The 17,866-nt window shown below is 64.2% G+C and carries 15 protein-coding genes, 1 tRNA gene and 2 pseudogenes; 6 read left to right on the top strand and 12 right to left on the bottom strand.

Annotated elements, in window-relative coordinates; translation table 11 throughout:
• The 5 genes and pseudogenes from rimO to AC07Z7_RS22240 form a co-directional block, all read right to left on the bottom strand.
• Positions 1 to 393: pseudogene (gene rimO / locus AC07Z7_RS22260) on the bottom strand (30S ribosomal protein S12 methylthiotransferase RimO); the annotation flags it as partial.
• Positions 394 to 573: 180 nt separating this feature from the next.
• Complete coding sequence (phaR, locus tag AC07Z7_RS22255) at positions 574 to 1,134, bottom strand: polyhydroxyalkanoate synthesis repressor PhaR (protein WP_063459464.1); 561 nt, start codon at positions 1,132 to 1,134, stop codon at positions 574 to 576.
• 542 nt (positions 1,135 to 1,676) lie between these two features.
• A tRNA-Val gene (locus tag AC07Z7_RS22250) sits at positions 1,677 to 1,753 on the bottom strand.
• Between the two features lie 122 nt (positions 1,754 to 1,875).
• Positions 1,876 to 4,089 (bottom strand): RelA/SpoT family protein, encoded by a 2,214-nt coding sequence (locus tag AC07Z7_RS22245; protein ID WP_494767695.1) that lies wholly within the window; start codon positions 4,087 to 4,089, stop codon positions 1,876 to 1,878.
• Entirely contained in the window at positions 4,086 to 5,048 is a 963-nt protein-coding gene (locus AC07Z7_RS22240) for an alpha/beta fold hydrolase (RefSeq protein WP_494767694.1), read from the bottom strand. The genes AC07Z7_RS22245 and AC07Z7_RS22240 overlap by 4 nt, the downstream gene beginning before the upstream one ends.
• Positions 5,049 to 5,165: 117 nt before the next feature.
• Here AC07Z7_RS22240 and AC07Z7_RS22235 point away from each other — a divergent pair, with 117 nt between their 5' ends.
• On the top strand, positions 5,166 to 5,948 hold the full coding sequence (locus AC07Z7_RS22235) for a 3-hydroxybutyrate dehydrogenase (RefSeq protein WP_494767693.1): 783 nt from the start codon (positions 5,166 to 5,168) through the stop codon (positions 5,946 to 5,948).
• 230 nt (positions 5,949 to 6,178) lie between these two features.
• Positions 6,179 to 6,577, top strand: a complete 399-nt coding sequence (locus AC07Z7_RS22230) for a hypothetical protein (RefSeq protein ID WP_494767692.1) — start codon at positions 6,179 to 6,181, stop codon at positions 6,575 to 6,577.
• A gap of 34 nt (positions 6,578 to 6,611) precedes the next feature.
• Here the strand turns inward: AC07Z7_RS22230 and AC07Z7_RS22225 are convergent, their stop codons facing one another.
• Positions 6,612 to 7,505, bottom strand: coding sequence for an AraC family transcriptional regulator (locus AC07Z7_RS22225; protein ID WP_494767691.1), 894 nt, complete (start codon positions 7,503 to 7,505; stop codon positions 6,612 to 6,614).
• A gap of 131 nt (positions 7,506 to 7,636) precedes the next feature.
• Here AC07Z7_RS22225 and AC07Z7_RS22220 point away from each other — a divergent pair, with 131 nt between their 5' ends.
• On the top strand, positions 7,637 to 8,416 hold the full coding sequence (locus AC07Z7_RS22220) for an SDR family oxidoreductase (protein WP_494767690.1): 780 nt from the start codon (positions 7,637 to 7,639) through the stop codon (positions 8,414 to 8,416).
• Positions 8,417 to 8,523: 107 nt separating this feature from the next.
• Here AC07Z7_RS22220 and AC07Z7_RS22215 read toward each other — a convergent pair whose 3' ends face one another.
• Positions 8,524 to 9,237: an SIMPL domain-containing protein gene (locus AC07Z7_RS22215; RefSeq protein WP_494767689.1), complete on the bottom strand. Its 714-nt coding sequence runs from the start codon at positions 9,235 to 9,237 to the stop codon at positions 8,524 to 8,526.
• 215 nt (positions 9,238 to 9,452) lie between these two features.
• Between AC07Z7_RS22215 and ompR the strand changes: the two genes are divergently transcribed.
• Both ompR and AC07Z7_RS22205 read left to right on the top strand, forming a co-directional pair.
• The gene (ompR, locus tag AC07Z7_RS22210; RefSeq protein ID WP_010460834.1) at positions 9,453 to 10,184 is read left to right on the top strand and encodes an osmolarity response regulator transcription factor OmpR; all 732 of its coding nucleotides are present in this window, start codon (positions 9,453 to 9,455) and stop codon (positions 10,182 to 10,184) included.
• 11 nt (positions 10,185 to 10,195) lie between these two features.
• Positions 10,196 to 11,719 (top strand): sensor histidine kinase family protein, encoded by a 1,524-nt coding sequence (locus AC07Z7_RS22205; protein ID WP_094287707.1) that lies wholly within the window; start codon positions 10,196 to 10,198, stop codon positions 11,717 to 11,719.
• Between the two features lie 91 nt (positions 11,720 to 11,810).
• On the opposite strand, the gene AC07Z7_RS22200 is transcribed toward AC07Z7_RS22205, so the two are convergent.
• The gene (locus AC07Z7_RS22200) at positions 11,811 to 12,251 is read right to left on the bottom strand and encodes a nuclear transport factor 2 family protein (RefSeq protein WP_252661781.1); all 441 of its coding nucleotides are present in this window, start codon (positions 12,249 to 12,251) and stop codon (positions 11,811 to 11,813) included.
• A gap of 31 nt (positions 12,252 to 12,282) precedes the next feature.
• A complete protein-coding gene (locus tag AC07Z7_RS22195) occupies positions 12,283 to 14,352 on the bottom strand; it encodes a 2,4-dienoyl-CoA reductase FMN-binding domain-containing protein (RefSeq protein ID WP_494767688.1) in 2,070 nt (689 codons plus the stop codon).
• A gap of 156 nt (positions 14,353 to 14,508) precedes the next feature.
• Here AC07Z7_RS22195 and AC07Z7_RS22190 point away from each other — a divergent pair, with 156 nt between their 5' ends.
• A complete protein-coding gene (locus AC07Z7_RS22190; protein WP_494767687.1) occupies positions 14,509 to 15,045 on the top strand; it encodes a PadR family transcriptional regulator in 537 nt (178 codons plus the stop codon).
• A 115-nt stretch (positions 15,046 to 15,160) separates the two neighbouring features.
• Here the strand turns inward: AC07Z7_RS22190 and gudD are convergent, their stop codons facing one another.
• The 3 genes and pseudogenes from gudD to AC07Z7_RS22175 form a co-directional block, all read right to left on the bottom strand.
• Positions 15,161 to 16,513 carry a glucarate dehydratase gene (gene gudD / locus AC07Z7_RS22185; protein WP_494767686.1) on the bottom strand — a complete coding sequence of 451 codons (1,353 nt, stop codon included), beginning with the start codon at positions 16,511 to 16,513 and terminating at the stop codon, positions 15,161 to 15,163.
• A gap of 47 nt (positions 16,514 to 16,560) precedes the next feature.
• On the bottom strand, positions 16,561 to 17,544 hold the full coding sequence (locus AC07Z7_RS22180; protein ID WP_494767685.1) for a Bug family tripartite tricarboxylate transporter substrate binding protein: 984 nt from the start codon (positions 17,542 to 17,544) through the stop codon (positions 16,561 to 16,563).
• A 79-nt stretch (positions 17,545 to 17,623) separates the two neighbouring features.
• A pseudogene (locus AC07Z7_RS22175) lies at positions 17,624 to 17,866 on the bottom strand (5-dehydro-4-deoxyglucarate dehydratase); the annotation flags it as partial.

The raw sequence follows: 17,866 nt of genomic DNA, 5'->3' as shown, positions 1-17,866 counted from the left end.
GGGATCGTGGGGCTTGGGCAGGTTCAGGTGGACAGCGTCCATCACCTCCTGTGTGGCGTGTGGCCCGGTCACCGCCAGCACGCTGGGGTGCATCTCGCGCACCAGGTTGCCGCCGCCTTCGCCCGCGCGCGCGCCCAGGCAGCCGGTGACGATCACCTTGCCGTTTTCGGCCAGCGCCTCGCCAATGGTGTCCAGGCTTTCCTTGACCGCATCGTCAATAAAGCCGCAGGTGTTGACAATGACCAGATCCGCGCCATGGAAGGTCTTGGAGGTTTCGTAGCCCTCGGCGCTCAGTTGCGTGAGGATGAGTTCGGAATCGGTCAGCGCCTTGGGGCAGCCCAGGCTGACGAATCCGACTTTGGGTGTTTTCGTGGGGGAGAGTGCTTCGCTCATAGCCCCGTATTGTCCCAGTTCCGGCGCCTGGGCGGTGAGGGAGCCCCTCCAGTGCGGCGGGAGCGGCATTTGCAGCAGTGGGGACCGGCTTGGCACAAGGTCCGCGCCACACGGTGGACTCAACGTTGCCAGGCCACCAGGGCAGCCCCAGAGCGCCCCGAGCGATGACTCAGGGCGGGCTTACCGCTTCAAACCAAAAGCACCCAGCATCTGCTCGGTCTGCTTCTGCATCTGCTCCTGCATCTGGGTGAGCATGGACTGCGACTGCTCCACGTAGTTGCCCATCATGCCCTTGAGCATGGGCGATTGCAGGTTCATGAACTGCGCCCACATCTCGGGCGTCACGCTCTGCGATTGTTCGGCCAGCTTGGTCTGCACATCAGTGAAGGCCTGCACGTTCTTTTCCAGATACGCCCCCATGAAGCCTTGCATGGCATGGCCGTAGAAACGAATGATGTTGGCCAGCACCGCCTCGGTGAACATGGGGGCACCGCCGGCCTCTTCTTCCAGAATGATCTGCAGCAGGATGCTGCGTGTCAGATCTTCCCCCGTCTTGGCATCGCGGACCACCACCTGCTGGTGGTCCATGACCAGTTGGCGCACTTCGGCCAAAGTGATGTAAGTGGAGGTGTCTGTGTCGTACAGACGGCGGTTGGGGTATTTCTTGATGACGCGCTGGGCCGACTTGGACGCGGCACTTTTCTGTTCGGACACGACGAACTCCTCGGGCTCGAAACCCATGTATTGCAGTGCAGCACATTCTAGGGAGAGTGCATCACCGCAGCGGCAAAGGAATACCCTGATGGGGCGTCGGCATCACATGTCGCAATCGTGACACCCCAAATTCGCACGGCATGGCGGCACCATGGACCGTCAGCATGACCGCCCCTGCTTGAGCGCTTTGCGGCCGATGCCATCGGGGCAAAAAAAAGCCCGCACGGGGCGGGCTGAACTCTTACCTTGAAGCAAGAGGGAGGGAGGTCGTCAACGCAGCGAGCGTGGCAGAGAGATCTTATGAGCCGCTTAAGACACACACTGGGCAAGAGACGCAACAGATCTGTCAGGACGTAACGCCGGCGATCGCCGCATAAACCGCCGTAAAAGAAAGAATGGGAGAAAGGAGGGACTTGGGCGTTGTTGCCTGCCGCTCATCACCATCGGCAAGGCAAATCGATTGCAACGCCAGAAAACGGGCTGACAAACAAAAAAGCCGCCAAAAATGGCGGCTTTGTTTTTTCCCAAGTTTTCGAAAACACTGAAAGCTGGTTTCTTTCAGAAAAACTTGGTAGGCGCGATTGGACTCGAACCAACGACCCCCACCATGTCAAGGTGGTGCTCTAACCAGCTGAGCTACGCGCCTGTCGTTGTTTAGACCACGATTATAGCCATAAAAATTGCTTGTCCTGAAAAGCCCGGCAAACAAATCATATCAATCGGCAACATGACCGCCACCTGAAGCCCTCCTGCCCCAGGCGACCCACCTCATCGCCGGCGTGCAGATCGCACGCCCTGTACGCTGGCCACAATCCCCAGCACCTTGTTCAGGCGCCCCGAGTCAGCCACCTCCACCGTGAACGTCATCCAGGCGGTGCCTTTGACCGACTGGGTCTGCACGCCAATCACATTGGTTTTCTCTCGGGCAAAGACCTCCGAAATGTCGCGCAGCAGGCCCTGCCGATCGGCAGCTTCCACGGCCACATCCACCGGGTACACAGCGGCAATGGCCGCCTGCTTGGGCGCCCCCCACTCCACATCGATCACACGCTCGGCACTGCGGGCGGCCATTTCACGAAAATTGCTGCAATCGGCGCGGTGCACACTCACCCCTTTGCCGCGCGTGACAAAACCACGGATGGCATCGGGCGGCGCGGGTTTGCAGCATTTGGCCAGCTGTGTCATGAGCGAATCGATGCCCACCACCAGCACACCGCCCTTGGGGGCTGCTTCGTTGGTGCGTGTCTTCTTGAGCAGCAGAAAGTCGTCAGGCTGCAGCACGGGTTCGGGCGGACGCAGCACCGTTTCGATGTTGCGCAGCGAGAACTCGTCCTTGCCCACGACCTCGAACAAGGCGTCGGCCGATTTGAAGCCCAGCTGAACCGCGAGGTCATCGAGCTTCATGGCGGTCTTGCCTTCGCGCTGCAAAAGTTTCTCGACCGATTCGCGGCCACGGGCCACGGTTTCGTGGGTCGCCTGGGCATTGAACCAGGCGCGCACCTTGGCCTTGGCACGGTGGCTGGTAAGGTAGCCGAGCTCGGCATTGAGCCAGTCGCGCGACGGACGCCCCTCCTTGACCGTGGAAATTTCCACCGTCTGCCCGTTCTGCAGTGGCGTGTTCAACGGCACCATGGCGCCATCGACCTTGGCGCCCCGGCACCGGTGGCCCAGGCTGGTGTGCACGGCATAGGCAAAGTCCACAGGCGTGGCCCCCTGCGGTAGCTCGACCACGGCTGCATCGGGCGTCAGTACATAGATGCGGTCCTCAAACAGGCCCCGGTTGGGCAGAGCGCCCGCCAGATCCCGCTCCCATGCCAGCAGTTGGCGCAACACCGCAATCTTGGCGTCATATTCGCCAGTGGCGGACACACCGGCATAGCCCTTGGATCCGGCCTCCTTGTAGGCCCAGTGCGCCGCCACGCCGTGTTCAGCGTGTTCGTGCATGGCCTGGGTGCGGATCTGGATCTCGATGGGCTTGCCGTTGTCGTCGCGCACGATGGTGTGCAACGACTGGTAGCCGTTGGGCTTGGGCTTTGCGATGTAGTCGTCAAACTCTTCCACGATGGGTTTGAACTGCTCATGCACCCAGCTCAGGGCGGCATAGCAGTCCTTGACCGTGGGCACCACCACGCGCAGCGCACGAATGTCGAACACCTGGTCGAAGTTGAGCGATTTACCGCGCATCTTCTTGACGATGCTGTAAATGTGCTTGGGGCGCCCTTGCACGCTGGCGCTGATGCTGCGTGCACGCAGGTCGGACTCAAGCCGCGCGCGCAGTTGCTCCATGTACACCTCGCGCTCGCCCCGCTTTTCGTCGAGCAGGCGGGCCACCTCTTTGTAAGTGTCGGGCTCCAGGAAGCGAAAGGACAGGTCTTCCAACTCCCACTTCACCTGCCAGATGCCCAGGCGGTTGGCCAGCGGCGCAAACACCTGCAGCGACTCGCGGGCCAGGCTGGGGGACACGGGGCGTTTGCTGGCCGCATGAAAGCGCAGCGTCTGCAAGCGTGAAGCCAGTCGAAGCATCACCACGCGCAGGTCGCGCGAGAAGGCAAGCAGCATCTTGCGCACGTTCTCGGTCTGCACCGCCGGGTCATCCAGGTGCTCGGCGGCTCGGGCCTGCTGCTGCACGCGCATGAGCTTGGTGGTTTCTACCGCCAACGCCGCAAAGTTGTCACCAAAGGCCTTGGCGATCACCTCTTCCGGCTTGTTGAGGTGCACGCACGCATAGACAAGATAGCTGGCGGCCTGCATGGCCTCCGAGCCGCCGATCCCCTTGAGGATGGCGGCCACGGCATCCGCGTGGGCCAGCGTGTTCTCGCCCGAGTCGAGCGTCTCGCCCGCCATCAAAGGCTCGGCAAAAGCGCGCGCACGCACCAGCGCGTTCACCTGCTCGGGCAGCGTGTGCGCGGTGGCGGCAATAAGCTGCGGAACGGTGTCGGTTTGAAGGGGAAGGGACGCGAGTGCGGGAGGGTTGGTTTTCATCCGGCCACAACACCTTCTGCCGCCAGCAGGAACTCCGTGACGGCCGCGACCTGATCGGCCGCCACCAGGGTGGGTGCATGCCCCACCCCCTCAAACTCGACCACGTGCGCCCTCGGGCCGCGCTCCGCCATCGCCTGCGCCGTCGCGCGCGTGAGCAGATCCGACTGCGCGCCGCGCAACAGCAGCGTGCGAGCCTGGATATGGTCGTACAACTGCCACAGCGCAGCCTCGCCCGCAACGGCGGACTCCGGAGTGAGGGTCTTGAACGGCACAGCAATGGCGGGGTCGTAATGCAGCGTGATGCCGCCCCCATCCGACGCAGGCAACGTGCGCACCATGGCCCGCGACAGCTCCAGCCACTGGGCTGGCGTGTGCGGGCCAAAGCTGGTGGAAATGGCCCACATGGCATCGGCGGCCTGCTGCAGCGAAGCAAACCGCGCCAGTTGCCCCAGGTACTGGCCGATGCGCTGCAAGGCCTCCCACTGGATGACCGGCCCCACATCGTTGAGCACCAACCTGCGCACCGGCAAAGGCAACCCTGGCTGGCCTGCAATGCCCATGCCAATCAGCCCGCCCATGCTGGTGCCCACCCAGTCCAGCGTGGTGATGGGCCCCTGCTGCTGCAACTGCGCCAGCAAAACCAGCATGTCAGCCGCGTACTGCGGAATCTGGTAGCCCATGGGGTCGGCCAGCCAGTCGCTCTGGCCGCGCCCCACCACGTCGGGGCAGACCACCCGCGCATGCGCACTCAACACACGCGCCAAAGTGTCGAAGTCGCGCCCTTGGCGTGAGAGGCCATGCACGCAGACCACCACATGCGGATGTGCCGGATTGCCCGTGGCATTCCACTCCCAGTAGGCCATGCGGTGTTGCTGCGCCGGAGCAGGCGCACGGTCCGGGGCGACTGGCGGGGCCGCAGGGCCCGGGCACAGTACGTAGTTCAGCGTAGGTTCATTCATGGGTGCGAAATCCGGGGTCGGCGCTCGATAATGCATGCGGAATTCGGAACGTATGGCGCATGCCATGGTTGCCGACTTTCCCTTGCGTGGCATCGTAATTCATTCGGAGAGACTCTCATGCTGAAAGGCAAAACCGCCCTCGTCACCGGCTCCACCAGTGGCATTGGCCTCGGAATCGCCAAGGCCCTGGCCCGCCAGGGTGCGAACATCGTGCTCAATGGTTTTGGCGACGTGGACGGCCCCCGTGCCGAAGTCCTGGCCGCAGGCGCTGCGGCGGAAGTGCAAGTGGCCTACCACGGCGCCGACATGAGCCGGGTGGCCGACATCGAGGACATGATGAAGTCCAGTGCCGCACAGTTCGGGCGCGTGGACATCCTGGTGAACAACGCGGGCATCCAGCATGTGGCCAATGTGGAAGACTTTTCCGTTGAGCGCTGGGACTCCGTGATTGCCATCAACCTCTCCAGCGCCTTCCACACCTCGCGTCTGGCGCTGCCCGCCATGAAAAGCGCCAACTGGGGCCGCATCATCAATGTGGCATCGGTGCATGGCTTGGTGGGCTCCGCCCAGAAGGCGGCCTATGTGGCCGCCAAACATGGCGTCGTAGGCCTGACCAAGGTCACAGCGCTGGAGAACGCCACCACGGGCGTAACCTGCAACGCGATCTGCCCCGGCTGGGTGCTCACACCCCTGGTGCAAAAACAGGTCGATGCCAAGGCCGCCGAGCATGGCCTGTCGAACGAGGATGCCAAGAAACTGCTGCTGGGCGAGAAAGAGCCTTCGATGCAGTTCACCACGCCCGAAGAACTGGGTGAGCTGGCCGTGTTCTTTTGCTCCCCCGCGGCCAACAACGTGCGCGGCGTGGCCTGGAACATGGACGGCGGCTGGGCGGCGCAGTAAGCCATCCTCGCGACGCTCGGCCCACGGCCCCGGGGCCCCTCCTGCCCTGCGGGCCCCACCTACCGCCACCTGCGGGTCTCGCATTCCACCAGACCATGGCCGAGGTGGCTTCCCTAGAATGGTGTTGTCCTGCAGGAAACCGTTGGGGCGCATTGCCTCTTGCTCGCGAGCCCCTGGACGACATCCCACCATGGGAGGAAATCGCGATGTCTGCCGCAATGATTGCTGCCATGTTCTTCACCGTGGCGCTGCTCGTGACCACGGCGTACTTCATCATGGGCTCCATCCCGCTGCTGGTGCTCAAGCACGATACGCCGCTGGACGCACGCTTTGTGCGCGGGTTCTTCCATGTCTACTATCTCTGCGCCTTTGTGACGGCCTCCGCCACGGCGATCAGTTTTGCGCTGGCAGGCCACCCTGGCATTGCCTGCGGTGCGGCCGCGCTGGCCGGAATCGCCGTTGTGCTGCGCAGCAGGATCATCCCGAAGATGGATGCGCTCGGGGAGCAGATCCAGTCCAACTACATGGATGCCATCCCAGGGTTCCGCAGAACCCACACCATCGCTATCCTGATCAACCTGCTCCAGCTCACTGTGATCGTATGGGGGTTGATCGACTACAGCAAATAGGTGCATTGGCCCGGAAAACATCCATGAGGGTTGCTCACCCCACCGCCCGTGTCCTGTCTCTTGCTACTTGCGTGTCGCGGACCGGCGGCAAACCGAACAGCCGACCGTATTCGCGCGTGAACTGGGGCACGCTCTCATAGCCTACGGCGAAGGCCGCGCTGCTGGCACTGGCCCCCTCCGACAACATCAACCGCCGGGCCTCGATCAAACGCAGCTGCTTCTGAAACTGCAGCGGCGACAGCGAAGTGACTGCCCGGAAATGCTGATGAAAAGATGAGGGACTCATGCCTGCCAGCGCCGCCAAGCTCTCCACCGGCAGGGGCTGCGCAAAATCGGCACGCAGCACGGCAACGGCGCGCGCCACCCGCTGGGCGTGGCTTCCGGGCCAGCCCAGGCGGCGGATGGCAGCACCATGCCGCCCCGCCAACAACCAGTAGTGCAACTCGCGTACCAGGGACGCATGCAGCAACGGGACGGCCTCGGGCCGCTCCAGAAGCCGCATGAGACGCAGAGCTACATCGGCCACTTCCGCATCGGTGGGATCCACGTGCACAGGGACATGGTCGCCCCGGGGCACAACCCCCATCTGGGCCGACAAGTCGGCAATTACCGGCAGGCTCAGCTCCAGCGCAATCGAGAGATACGGCGCTGCAGCATTGGCACGGGTGATCTGGCTCACTGTAGGCACATCGGCCGTAATCAGCAAAGACTCGCCCGCTGAGAACTCAAAGGTTTGTGCCCCCATCGCTACCTGTTTGCTGCCTTGTAGAACCAGGCAGACAAGGGGCTGCGCAATCGCATGCAACAACCCGCTGGGCTCGGTAGCACGCACCGTGCTCAATCCGGGGATGGGGGTCTGCACCACGCTGCCCTGGCGGGCGTGGGCTTCGGCATAGCGGCTCACCGCCTCGAACAAGGGAGTCGTCATGCCGCAAGCGTACCGGTTTGCAGACATCCCAGCACTGAATTTGGAGAATCAGGCAAGAACCGGAGCGATTTCGGCAACCAACACGGGCCATGGAACGGGACACTGGATGACATCACACACAGGAGTTCACCATGACACCAAACACCACCTTGCACAATCCCACCATCTCGCTGGTCACTGGCGGCAGCCGGGGCCTGGGCCGCAACACCGCGCTGAGCATCGCCAGGGGCGGTGGTGATGTGGTCATCACCTACCGCAGCCAGGCCGAGGAAGCGCAGGCTGCCGTGGCCGAAATCCAGGCCCTGGGCCGCCGGGCCGTGGCGTTGCAACTCGATACCGGCCATATTGCCACCTTCAGCACATTTACCGAACACCTGCGCACTGCGCTGCAGACAACCTGGCAACGCACTGATCTTGATCACCTTGTAAACAATGCTGGCCACGGGGACTACGCGGCGTTTGCCACTACAAGCGAGGCGCAGTTCGATCACCTCGTCAACGTGCACTTCAAAGGGGTGTTCTTTCTCACACAGGCGCTGCTGCCGCTGATTGCGAATGGGGGACGCATCGTGAATTTTTCGACTGGTCTCACCCGCCTGTCGCTCCCGGGCTATGCGGCCTACGCGGCAGCCAAGGGGGCCGTGGAGGTGCTGACGCGCTACCTGGCCAAAGAGCTCGGCGCGCGCAGCATCACCGTCAACACAGTGGCGCCAGGAGCCATCGAAACCGATTTCGGCGGCGGCGTGGTGCGCGACAACCCCGAACTCAACCAGCATCTGGCCCAGATGACAGCCCTGGGCCGCGTGGGCCTGCCCGATGACATTGGCCCCATGGTGGCGGGCCTGCTGGCACCCGCCAACCGCTGGGTGACGGCACAACGGATTGAGGTGTCGGGCGGGCAGGCCCTTTGAGCACGGCCTGCTGGCGGCATGCAACCACACGACAAAGCTGAGAATTCCAGGCCACGCGGCGCATGGCCTGTTCCACCGACGTCGCAGGCGATCGAAGGCCGCCAGCCTCAGCGCATTTGTACGGAGCCGGAAACAGTCACCACCACCTGCGCCTTGCCCGCCTCCAAGGGCACCGCCGCATCAGAGAATGACGAGGTCTTGGCCTCCATCGCCATCATGCGCGGACGGGGACCGGGCGACATCTCGTTGCTGTTTACCGCCACTTCGCGCAGGCTGTAGTTGGCAAAACCAAAGCCCTTGGCCAACTCGGCCGCACGCGCCTTGAACTGATCGATGGCCAGGGTCTGCGCCTCGGTTTCAACCTTGGCACGGGCCTCGCGCGAGAGTGCAAAAGCGACCTGGCTGATGGGCATGGATGGGATCTTGCCCGCCGCCGCAGTGATGCGCGCAAAGTCACGCCCCTCCAGCACCAGCTCTGCCCGGCCCTGCCAGCCATTGATCTTGCCGTCCTTGGCATAGCGGGGGTACAGACCAAAGGGACCGGTGCGCACATCAAGCTGCCCCGGCTGCGCAGTGCGCTTGGCTTCAGTCAGGGCTGCATCGAGCGCCTGCTTGAGCTGGGCCTGCACGGTTGCGGCATCCGGGCCGTCTTTGACGGCTGAGAGAGTGAGCACCAGCAGGTCCTGCTGCGCTTCGACCGTGCCAGAGGCCGACAGCTGCACCACGTTGCGTGGCTCCTGGGGGGTGGCTGTCTGCGCCATGGCCGCGCCAAAACAGGCCAGCAAAGCTGCAGCGGTGACCAAACGGGTCGTGATTTTCATGGTGATGGCCTTTTCGAAAGAGCGCGCAACAGATGATCCGATTGCGCAGGCCGCCACCTTACCCGCTGCAAAGCACCGCCCCGTGAAACGGCGGTAGCGAGTGTGAGAAGTCGGGCAAAACTTGTAACAGTTGGTCAAACCAGCCCCCAAAAACCGAACTTCGGCGTTCCAAGTGGTCAGAATCGGCTCTGTTACAAATTGGACTTGGGATCAACATGGCCACAACAACCAATCGCACCGACAAAGTTCTGGTGGTGGACGATGACGCGCGAATCCGCGATCTGCTGCGCCGCTACCTCACGCAAGAGGGCTTTGAAGTCATGGTCGCCGAAGACGGCAAGGCACTGAACCGCCTGCTGCTGCGCGAAACGGTGGACATCATCGTGCTGGACCTGATGATGCCCGGGGAAGATGGCCTCTCGATTTGCCGCCGCCTGCGGGCCGCCAACGACCGCACGCCCATCATCATGCTCACCGCCAAGGGCGAGGACGTGGACCGCATCGTGGGCTTGGAAGTGGGCGCCGACGACTACCTGGGCAAGCCTTTCAACCCCCGCGAGCTGCTGGCGCGCATCCACGCCGTGCTGCGCCGCCGCCCCGCCCAGGAAGCACCCGGGGCCCCATCGGGTGACAACGAGGTCGTGACCTTCGGCCCCTTCACCTTTGACCTGGGCACGCGCGCCTTGCAACGCAACGGCGAGGAACTGCCCCTGACCACCGGCGAGTTCGCCATGCTCAAGGCCCTGGTGCGCCACCCGCGCCAGCCCCTGTCGCGCGAAAAACTGGCCTTGCTGGCCCGTGGCCGCGAGTTCGAGCCCTTTGACCGGAGCCTGGACGTGCAGGTCTCGCGCCTGCGCAAACTGGTGGAAGTGGATGCCGCAGCGCCGCGCTATATCCAGACTGTGTGGGGCGTGGGCTACGTGTTCGTGCCGGACGGCACGAGCTGATTGATCTGCCCATGTACAAGACCGAGGGCAAGCCCAGGCAGTCGTCTCACAAATCGGTGACGGCCTCGGAGGCCACCAGCCCCGCGCCCCTGGAGGCTATCCGCCGGGCGCGGGAGCAGCGCGCACGTGTGGGCCTCAACCTGTTCTGGCGCACTTTTTTCCTGCTGGCGCTGCTGCTGGTGGGCAGCATCCTGGCATGGCTGCAGACCTTGCGCGCGCTTGAATTCGAGCCGCGCACACTGCAGACTGCCCAGCAGATTGCGTCGCTTGTCAACCTGAGCCGTGCTGCACTGGTGCACTCCGACGCCATCGCACGCGTGTCCCTTATCAAGACCATGGCCGACCAGGAGGGCGTGCGCATCCTGCCTCGCGAGCCCAAGGACAAGTATGCGCTGCTGGACCCGACCGCCCTGGGCAACCGGCTGACCGACGAGCTGACCATGCGCCTGGGGCCCGACACCATCGTGGCCCAGAGCGTGAATGGGGAAAACGGCCTGTGGGTGGGTTTCAACATCAACGGCGACCCCAACTGGTTGCTGATGGACCGCTCGCGCTTCAGCCCGGCCGGTGGTCGCACCTGGCTGATATGGCTGATCACGGCCGCCGCACTCTCGCTGGCGGGTGCCGCTGCCATTGCGCGCCTGATCAATCGCCCGCTCAAGCAACTGTCATATGCGGCCAATCGGGTCAAGGACGGAGACTTTGCTGCCAGCCACCTGGACGAAGAAGTGGTGACCAGCGAAATCCGCGAGGTGAACATCGGCTTCAACCGCATGGCCCAGAAACTCGCCAAGCTGGAGCAAGACCGTGCGGTGATGCTGGCCGGTATCTCGCACGACCTGCGTACGCCACTGGCGCGCCTGCGGCTGGAAACCGAGATGAGCGTGACCGACGAGGTGGCCCGCGAGCACATGGTGGCCGACATCGTGCAGCTCGACGCCACCATCGACAAGTTCCTCGACTACGCTCGGCCCGACCACGTCACACTCACCCCCATCAATCTGCATGCGGTGGTTTCGTCCTGTGTGTATGCCGTGCAGGACCACCGGGAACTGCAGATCACCATGAACGTGCCCGAGGACCTGAACGTGCTGGCCGATGAAGTGGAGCTGGCCCGCGTGATATCCAACCTGCTGGAAAACGCCCGACGCTATGGAAAAACCGAGGAAACAGGCATCACCAGCGTGGACATCGTCGCCAAAAGCCGCGAGCGCTGGGTACTGGTCAAGCTGCGCGACCATGGCGCGGGGGTTCCCCCCGAGCAGCTGTCCAACCTGACCAAGCCGTTCTTCCGGGGCGACTCGGCGCGTACGGCGGCTGCGGGTGCGGGCCTCGGCTTGTCCATCGTGGACAAGACGGTGCAGCGCATGGGAGGGATTTTTGCCCTGGCCAACTCCAGCACCGGAGGGCTAGTGGCCCACCTGCAACTGCAGCGCGCCACGGATCTGCCCGATGGCGTGGACCCCAAACAGCGCTTGCAACGCCCCTCCGTCAAGCGGCAACTTCCGCGCCGCCGCGCCGAGGACAAACTCTAGCTTGCTACCACACCGCGTTCACAGAATACGGCATTCACCAGAAAGCCATGCAGGAGGACCGCACCAGCCAGGTGCGGTCCTTCTTTGCCTTTCAGGCCTTGGCCTTGAAGGCGGGCAACTTATCCCCTAGGCGCGCGCCCATTTCCGTACCCAGGGCCTGCAGGCCGCTCAGGGGACGCACCATGACTTCGAACTCTGTGATCTGACCCTGCTCGTTGAAGCGCACGAGGTCGATGCCCTTGAGCTGCTTGTCGCCCACACGGGCGCTGAACTCCAGCACGATGTTCAGGCCGTCATCGGTGGCCAGTTGGCGGTGGTAGGTGAAGTCTTCGAACACCTGGATCACGGTGGACAGAGCCAGCATCAACGCCGGGGCCGAGGTGTAGGCCGTGTTCGCCATGGGCGAGCGGAACACCGCGTCGGGGTGCACGATGGACAGCAGGTTTGAGAGGTCGCGGCTGGCCACCATGTGGTGCCAGGTGTCGAGCGATCGGGCGACGGCGGGGTGAATGTTCTTCGGGGCTTCGGTCACGGAATGTCTCCTGTGAGTGGATTGAAGGAAATCAGATGTGGGCAGCGAGCGTTGTGCCCTGCAGGATGGCGCGCTTGGCGTCGAGCTCGGCGGCCACGTCGGCACCGCCGATGAGGTGAGCGCTCTGGCCTGCGGCCACCAGCGCGTCGTACAGCGCGCGCAGCGGCTCCTGACCAGCGCAGATCACAATGTGGTCAACCTCCAGCACCTGGGGTGCACTGCCATCGATCGTGACGTGCAGGCCCGCGTCGTCCACACGGTCGTAGGCCACGCCCGAACTCATGCCGACGTTGCGCGCCTTCAATGAGGTGCGGTGGATCCAGCCTGTGGTCTTGCCCAGTTGGTCGCCCACCTTGCTGGTCTTGCGCTGCAGCAGGTGCACCTGGCGCTTGGGCGCCTGCACCTGCGCGGCACGTAAGCCACCGGCCTGCTCGTAGGCGGTGTCGATGCCCCACTCGTCATTGAATTTGGCGGGCGCCAGGGCGCCGCTCTCGCCTTCGTGCGTGAGGTACTCGCCCACATCGAAACCGATGCCGCCCGCGCCGATGATGGCCACGCGCCGGCCCACGGGCTGCTTGTCGCGCAGCACATCGAGGTAGCTCAGCACCTTGGGGTGGGTAATGCCTTCGATGTCGGGTATGCGCGGTTGTATGCCCGTGGCCACCACCACCTCGTCGTAGCCCTGGCCCGCCAAGTCACTCGCCTGCACGCGGGCATTCAGACGCACCTCCACGCCATGCAGCTCCAGCTGGCGGCAGTAGTAGCGCAGGGTTTCGTAGAACTCTTCCTTGCCAGGCACCTGCTTGGCGATGTTGAGCTGGCCGCCGATCTCGGCCGCCGCGTCGAACAGCACCACCGCATGGCCGCGCTGCGCGGCGGTGACGGCAAAGCTCAGGCCGGCCGGGCCGGCGCCGACCACGGCGATGCGCTTTTTGGCGGCGGTGGGGGCAATGACCAGTTCGGTCTCGTGGCAGGCGCGCGGGTTGACCAGGCAGCTCGTGATCTTGCCGCCAAAGGTGTGGTCCAGGCAGGCCTGGTTGCAGGCGATGCAGGTGTTGATCTCATCGGCCCGGCCCTGGCGCGCCTTGCGTACGAAGTCGGGATCGGCCAGCAGCGGCCGCGCCATGGAGACCATGTCGGCACAACCCTCGGCCAGCAGACGCTCGGCCACCTCGGGCGTGTTGATGCGGTTGGAGGTGATCAGCGGTATGCCCACTCGCCCCATCACCTGCTTTGTCACCCAGGCATAGGCCGCGCGCGGCACCTTGGTGGCGATGGTAGGGATGCGCGCCTCGTGCCAGCCGATGCCGGTGTTCAGGATGGTAGCGCCCGCCGCTTCGATGGCCTGGGCCAGTTCGATCACCTCGGCCAGGGTGGAGCCGCCCTCCACGAGGTCGAGCATGGACAGGCGGTAGATGATGATGAAGTTCGGCCCCACGCGCTCGCGCGTGCGCCGCACGATCTCCACGGGGAATCGCATCCGGTTGGCATAGCTGCCGCCCCATTCGTCGTTGCGCTGGTTGCTGCGCGCGGCGATGAACTCGTTGATCAGGTAACCCTCGGAGCCCATCACCTCCACACCGTCATAGCCCGCGTGCTGGGCCAGCGCGGCGCAGCGCACGAAGTCTTCGATGGTCTGCTCGACCTCGTCGGCCGTGAGTGCATGCGGCACATGGGGGTTGATGGGCGCGCGCAGGGCGCTGGGCGCCACCAGGTCGCGGTGGTAGGCATAGCGGCCGAAGTGCAGTATCTGCATCGCGATCTTGCCGCCCTCGGCATGCACAGCCTGGGTCACCTTGCGGTGCTGCTCGGCCTCGTGCTCGTTGACCAGCATAGCCCCGCCCTGCATGGGCCGACCGCGCTCGTTGGGCGCGATGCCGCCGGTCACGATGAGTCCCACTTCACCGCGCGCCCGCTCGGCATAAAAGGCCGCCATGCGCTCGAAGCCGTTAGCCACCTCCTCCAGCCCCACATGCATGGATCCCATGAGCACGCGGTTCTCCAGCGTGGTGAAGCCCAGGTCCAACGGTGCAAGAAGGTGTGGGTAGGGGCTGTGACCTGCCGACAGAGCGGCAGAGGCAGGTTTCATGACGGCGTTCATCGGGGGTCTCCTTTGTGTTTATGCAACCAGTTGCACAAATGTAGCCAGCATCCCACGTTTATGCAACCGGTTGCATAAAAAATGGAAAGCACTCCCGATTCAGGCAAGATGGCAAGTTCCGAATCGTCCTTCGCGCCTTTCGCCTTTCTTCTTCCGATGTCCCTGCCCCACGCCCTCCTCACCGCCTTGGTCGAGCACCCCTGCTCGGGCTCCGAGCTTGCCGAGCGCTTCGACAAGTCCATCGGCTACTTCTGGCATGCCACGCACCAGCAGATCTACCGCGAGCTGGCGCGGCTGGAGGAAGCGCTCTGGATCGAGGCCTTGCCGGCCGAGACGGGCCGCGGCCGCAAGCGCCAGTTCCGCCTGCTGCCCGCAGGCCGTAAAGAGCTGCGCCGCTGGATCGCGGAGCAACAGGACCCCACGCCTCTGCGCGACGAGCTCATGGTGCGCCTGCGCGCCGAAGCAGCCATTGGCCCCGCCGGGCTGGCGCAGGAAATTGCCAGGCGCCAAGCCATGCACCAGGCAAAGCTGGATGTTTACCAGCGCATCGAGCAGCGCGACTTCATTGGCAAGGAGCCGAGCCGAGAACGCCGTCTGCAGCACCTGGTGCTCAAAGCCGGCATCCTGCAGGAGCAGTTGTCGTTGGCGATCGCGAAAGAGGCGCTGGAGATCCTGGGCGACCCTGCCGCCTGAGCGGGAGTGCAGCGCCGGGGATGCCCCTCAAAAAGAACCAGGGGGCACCCGCCCATGTACGGATGCCCTGCTGCGGAACCTCTGAGAAACGAGGGGGACAACCAACGGCGCGCGCTCAGCGCACCATGCACGGCGACTTGTTGTTGAACTTCCAGCCTGGGATCAGGTACTGCATGGCAATCGCGTCGTCGCGCGCGCCCAGGCCATGCTGCAGGTACAGGCGGTGAGCCCGCTCCACTTGGTCCATGTCCAACTCCACACCCAGGCCAGGCTCCTTGGGCAACTCGATGAAGCCGTTTCGGATCTGGAACGGCTGCTTTGTCAAACGCTCGCCGTCCTGCCAGATCCAGTGTGTGTCGATGGCCGTGACGCGGCCCGGAGCGGCGGCGCCCACGTGCGTGAACATCGCCAGCGACACATCGAAGTGGTTGTTCGAGTGCGAGCCCCAGGTCAGGCCGAAGGCCTGGCACATCTGCGCCACGCGCACCGATCCCGCCATCGTCCAGAAGTGCGGGTCGGCCAGCGGAATATCGACGGACTGCAGCGCCAGGCTGTGCGCCATTTCGCGCCAGTCGGTGGCCACCATGTTGGTGGCCGTGGGGAGCCCCGTAGCGCGGCGGAACTGGGCCATCACCTCGCGGCCCGAGAACACGCCTTCGGCGCCACAGGGGTCTTCGGCGTAAGCCATCACGCCATGCAGGTCGCGCGTGAGGCGGATGGCGTCTTTCAGCAGCCAGCCGCCATTCGGGTCCAGCGTCACCCGCGCTTCGGGAAAACGCTCGTGCAGCGCGCGGATGGCCTCGACCTCTTCGTCCCCACGCAACACACCGCCCTTGAGCTTGAAGTCCGCAAAGCCATAGCGCTCATACGCGGCCTCGGCCAGGCGCACGATGCCCTCGGCCGTCATGGCCTTCTCGTTGCGCAAGCGAAACCAGTCGTTGTCTGCACCGGGCTCGGTGCGATAGGCCAAGTCGGTCTTTCCGCGGTCGCCCACGTAGAACAGGTAGCCCAGCATTTGCACCGATGTTCGCTGCACGCCGTCGCCCAGCAGCGCGGCCACGGGCACCCCGAGATGCTGGCCCAGCAGGTCGAGGAAAGCAGACTCCACCGCCGTCACGGCATGGATGGTGACGCGCAGGTCAAAGGTCTGCAGGCCGCGCCCGCCCGCATCGCGGTCGGCGAACTGGGCGCGCATGGCGTTGAGCACGGCGTTGTGGTGGCCGATGGGGCTGCCCACAATCAGCGGGCGCGCATCCTCGATGGTCTGGCGGATCTTCTCGCCGCCGGGCACCTCACCCACCCCGGTGTTGCCTGCACTGTCGCGCAGGATGAGCAGGTTGCGCGTAAAGAAGGGGCCGTGCGCGCCGCTCAGGTTCATGAGCATGCTGTCATGGCCCGCCACGGGCACGACGCGCAGTTCGGTGATGACAGGGGTGCTGGTGGCGGAGGGGATGGAAGAGTTGGTCATGGTGTTCGGGAAACGGGATGGGGCACGCCAATGCCCCGTGGAGAAACTCAATCAGCAGTGATTTTTCGCGTCTCAATCACTGTCTTCCAGCGTGCAAACTCGCGCGCCTGGTAGGCGGTGAAGGCCTCGGGCGTGCTGGCCACAATCTCCAGGCCCAGATCCAGCATGCGCTTTTTCACTGCAGGGTCATTGATCGCCGCGATGGCGGCGTCTGCCAGCTTTTGTTTGACGGAGGCGGGCAACCCCTTGGGCGCCGCCATGCCTTGCCAGGAGTACACCTCGGCACCAGCCACACCCGCCTCGGCCAAGGTGGGCACATCGGGCAGCACAGGGCTGCGTTTGTCGCCGGTCACTGCGATCGCATGCAGCTTGCCTGCGCGGATGTGCTGCAGCACGGCATTCACGTTCTGGAACGAAAAGTCCACCTGCCCACCCAAAAGGTCGTTGATGGCCGGGGCGCCACCCTTGTAAGGGATGTGCAGGCCTTCGGTGCCGGTTTGCTGCCAGAACACTTCGGCTGAAAGGTGGTCAGAGGAACCGTTGCCAGAGGTCGCGAAGCTCACCTTGCCGGGGTTGGCCTTCAGCTGGGCGATGACCTCCTTCACCGTGCGGGCCTTCTGGCCCGGCGAGGCCACCAGCACGTTGGGCGCCTGCACGGGCACGGTGATGTAGTCGAAGTCCTTGAGCGCGTCATAAGGCACGCTCTTGAGCAGGTGCGGCGCCACGACAAAGGCACCGAGTGACGACACCAGCAGTGTGTACCCATCCGGCGCGGCGCGCTTGACCGCGCCAGCACCCAGCGTGCCAGTGGCGCCAGGACGGTTGTCCACCACAAAGTTCTGCCCCAGCTTGTCTCCCATCTGCTGTGCCATGGCGCGGGCCACCATGTCGGTGGAGCCACCGGCAGGGAATGGAACAACGATGGTCACAGGCTTGTCGGGCCAGTTGCTGGGGGCGGCTGACTGCGCTGATGCGGCAAAGGCCACGCTGCAAGCGCTGGCGATGAACAGGAGTTTCTTGGCAAGGAACATGGATGTGTCTCCAAAAGGGATGGTCGATGGCCCTCTGCGGGGCCTTGGGCGGGGGTTGATTAGGGGAAAAAGGCGAGGCTTACTGCGGCCCAAGCTTCTTGATCAGCGCAGCCAGCTCTTCCACCTCATGGGGCTTGAGGTCCGTCAGCGGCGCCCGCACCGGCCCGCCGTCATGGCCCACGATGCGCGCACCCGCCTTGATGATGGACACGCCATAGCCCTCCACCCGGTTGCGGATGGCCAGATACGGCATGAAGAACTCCTTGAGCAGCCGGTGCTGGGTGGCCATGTCGTCGGCCGCCACCGCCTTGTAAAACTCCAT

The organism is Acidovorax sp. GW101-11A03 (assembly GCF_059424825.1).
This window is presented reverse-complemented; position numbering and strand designations above follow the sequence as displayed.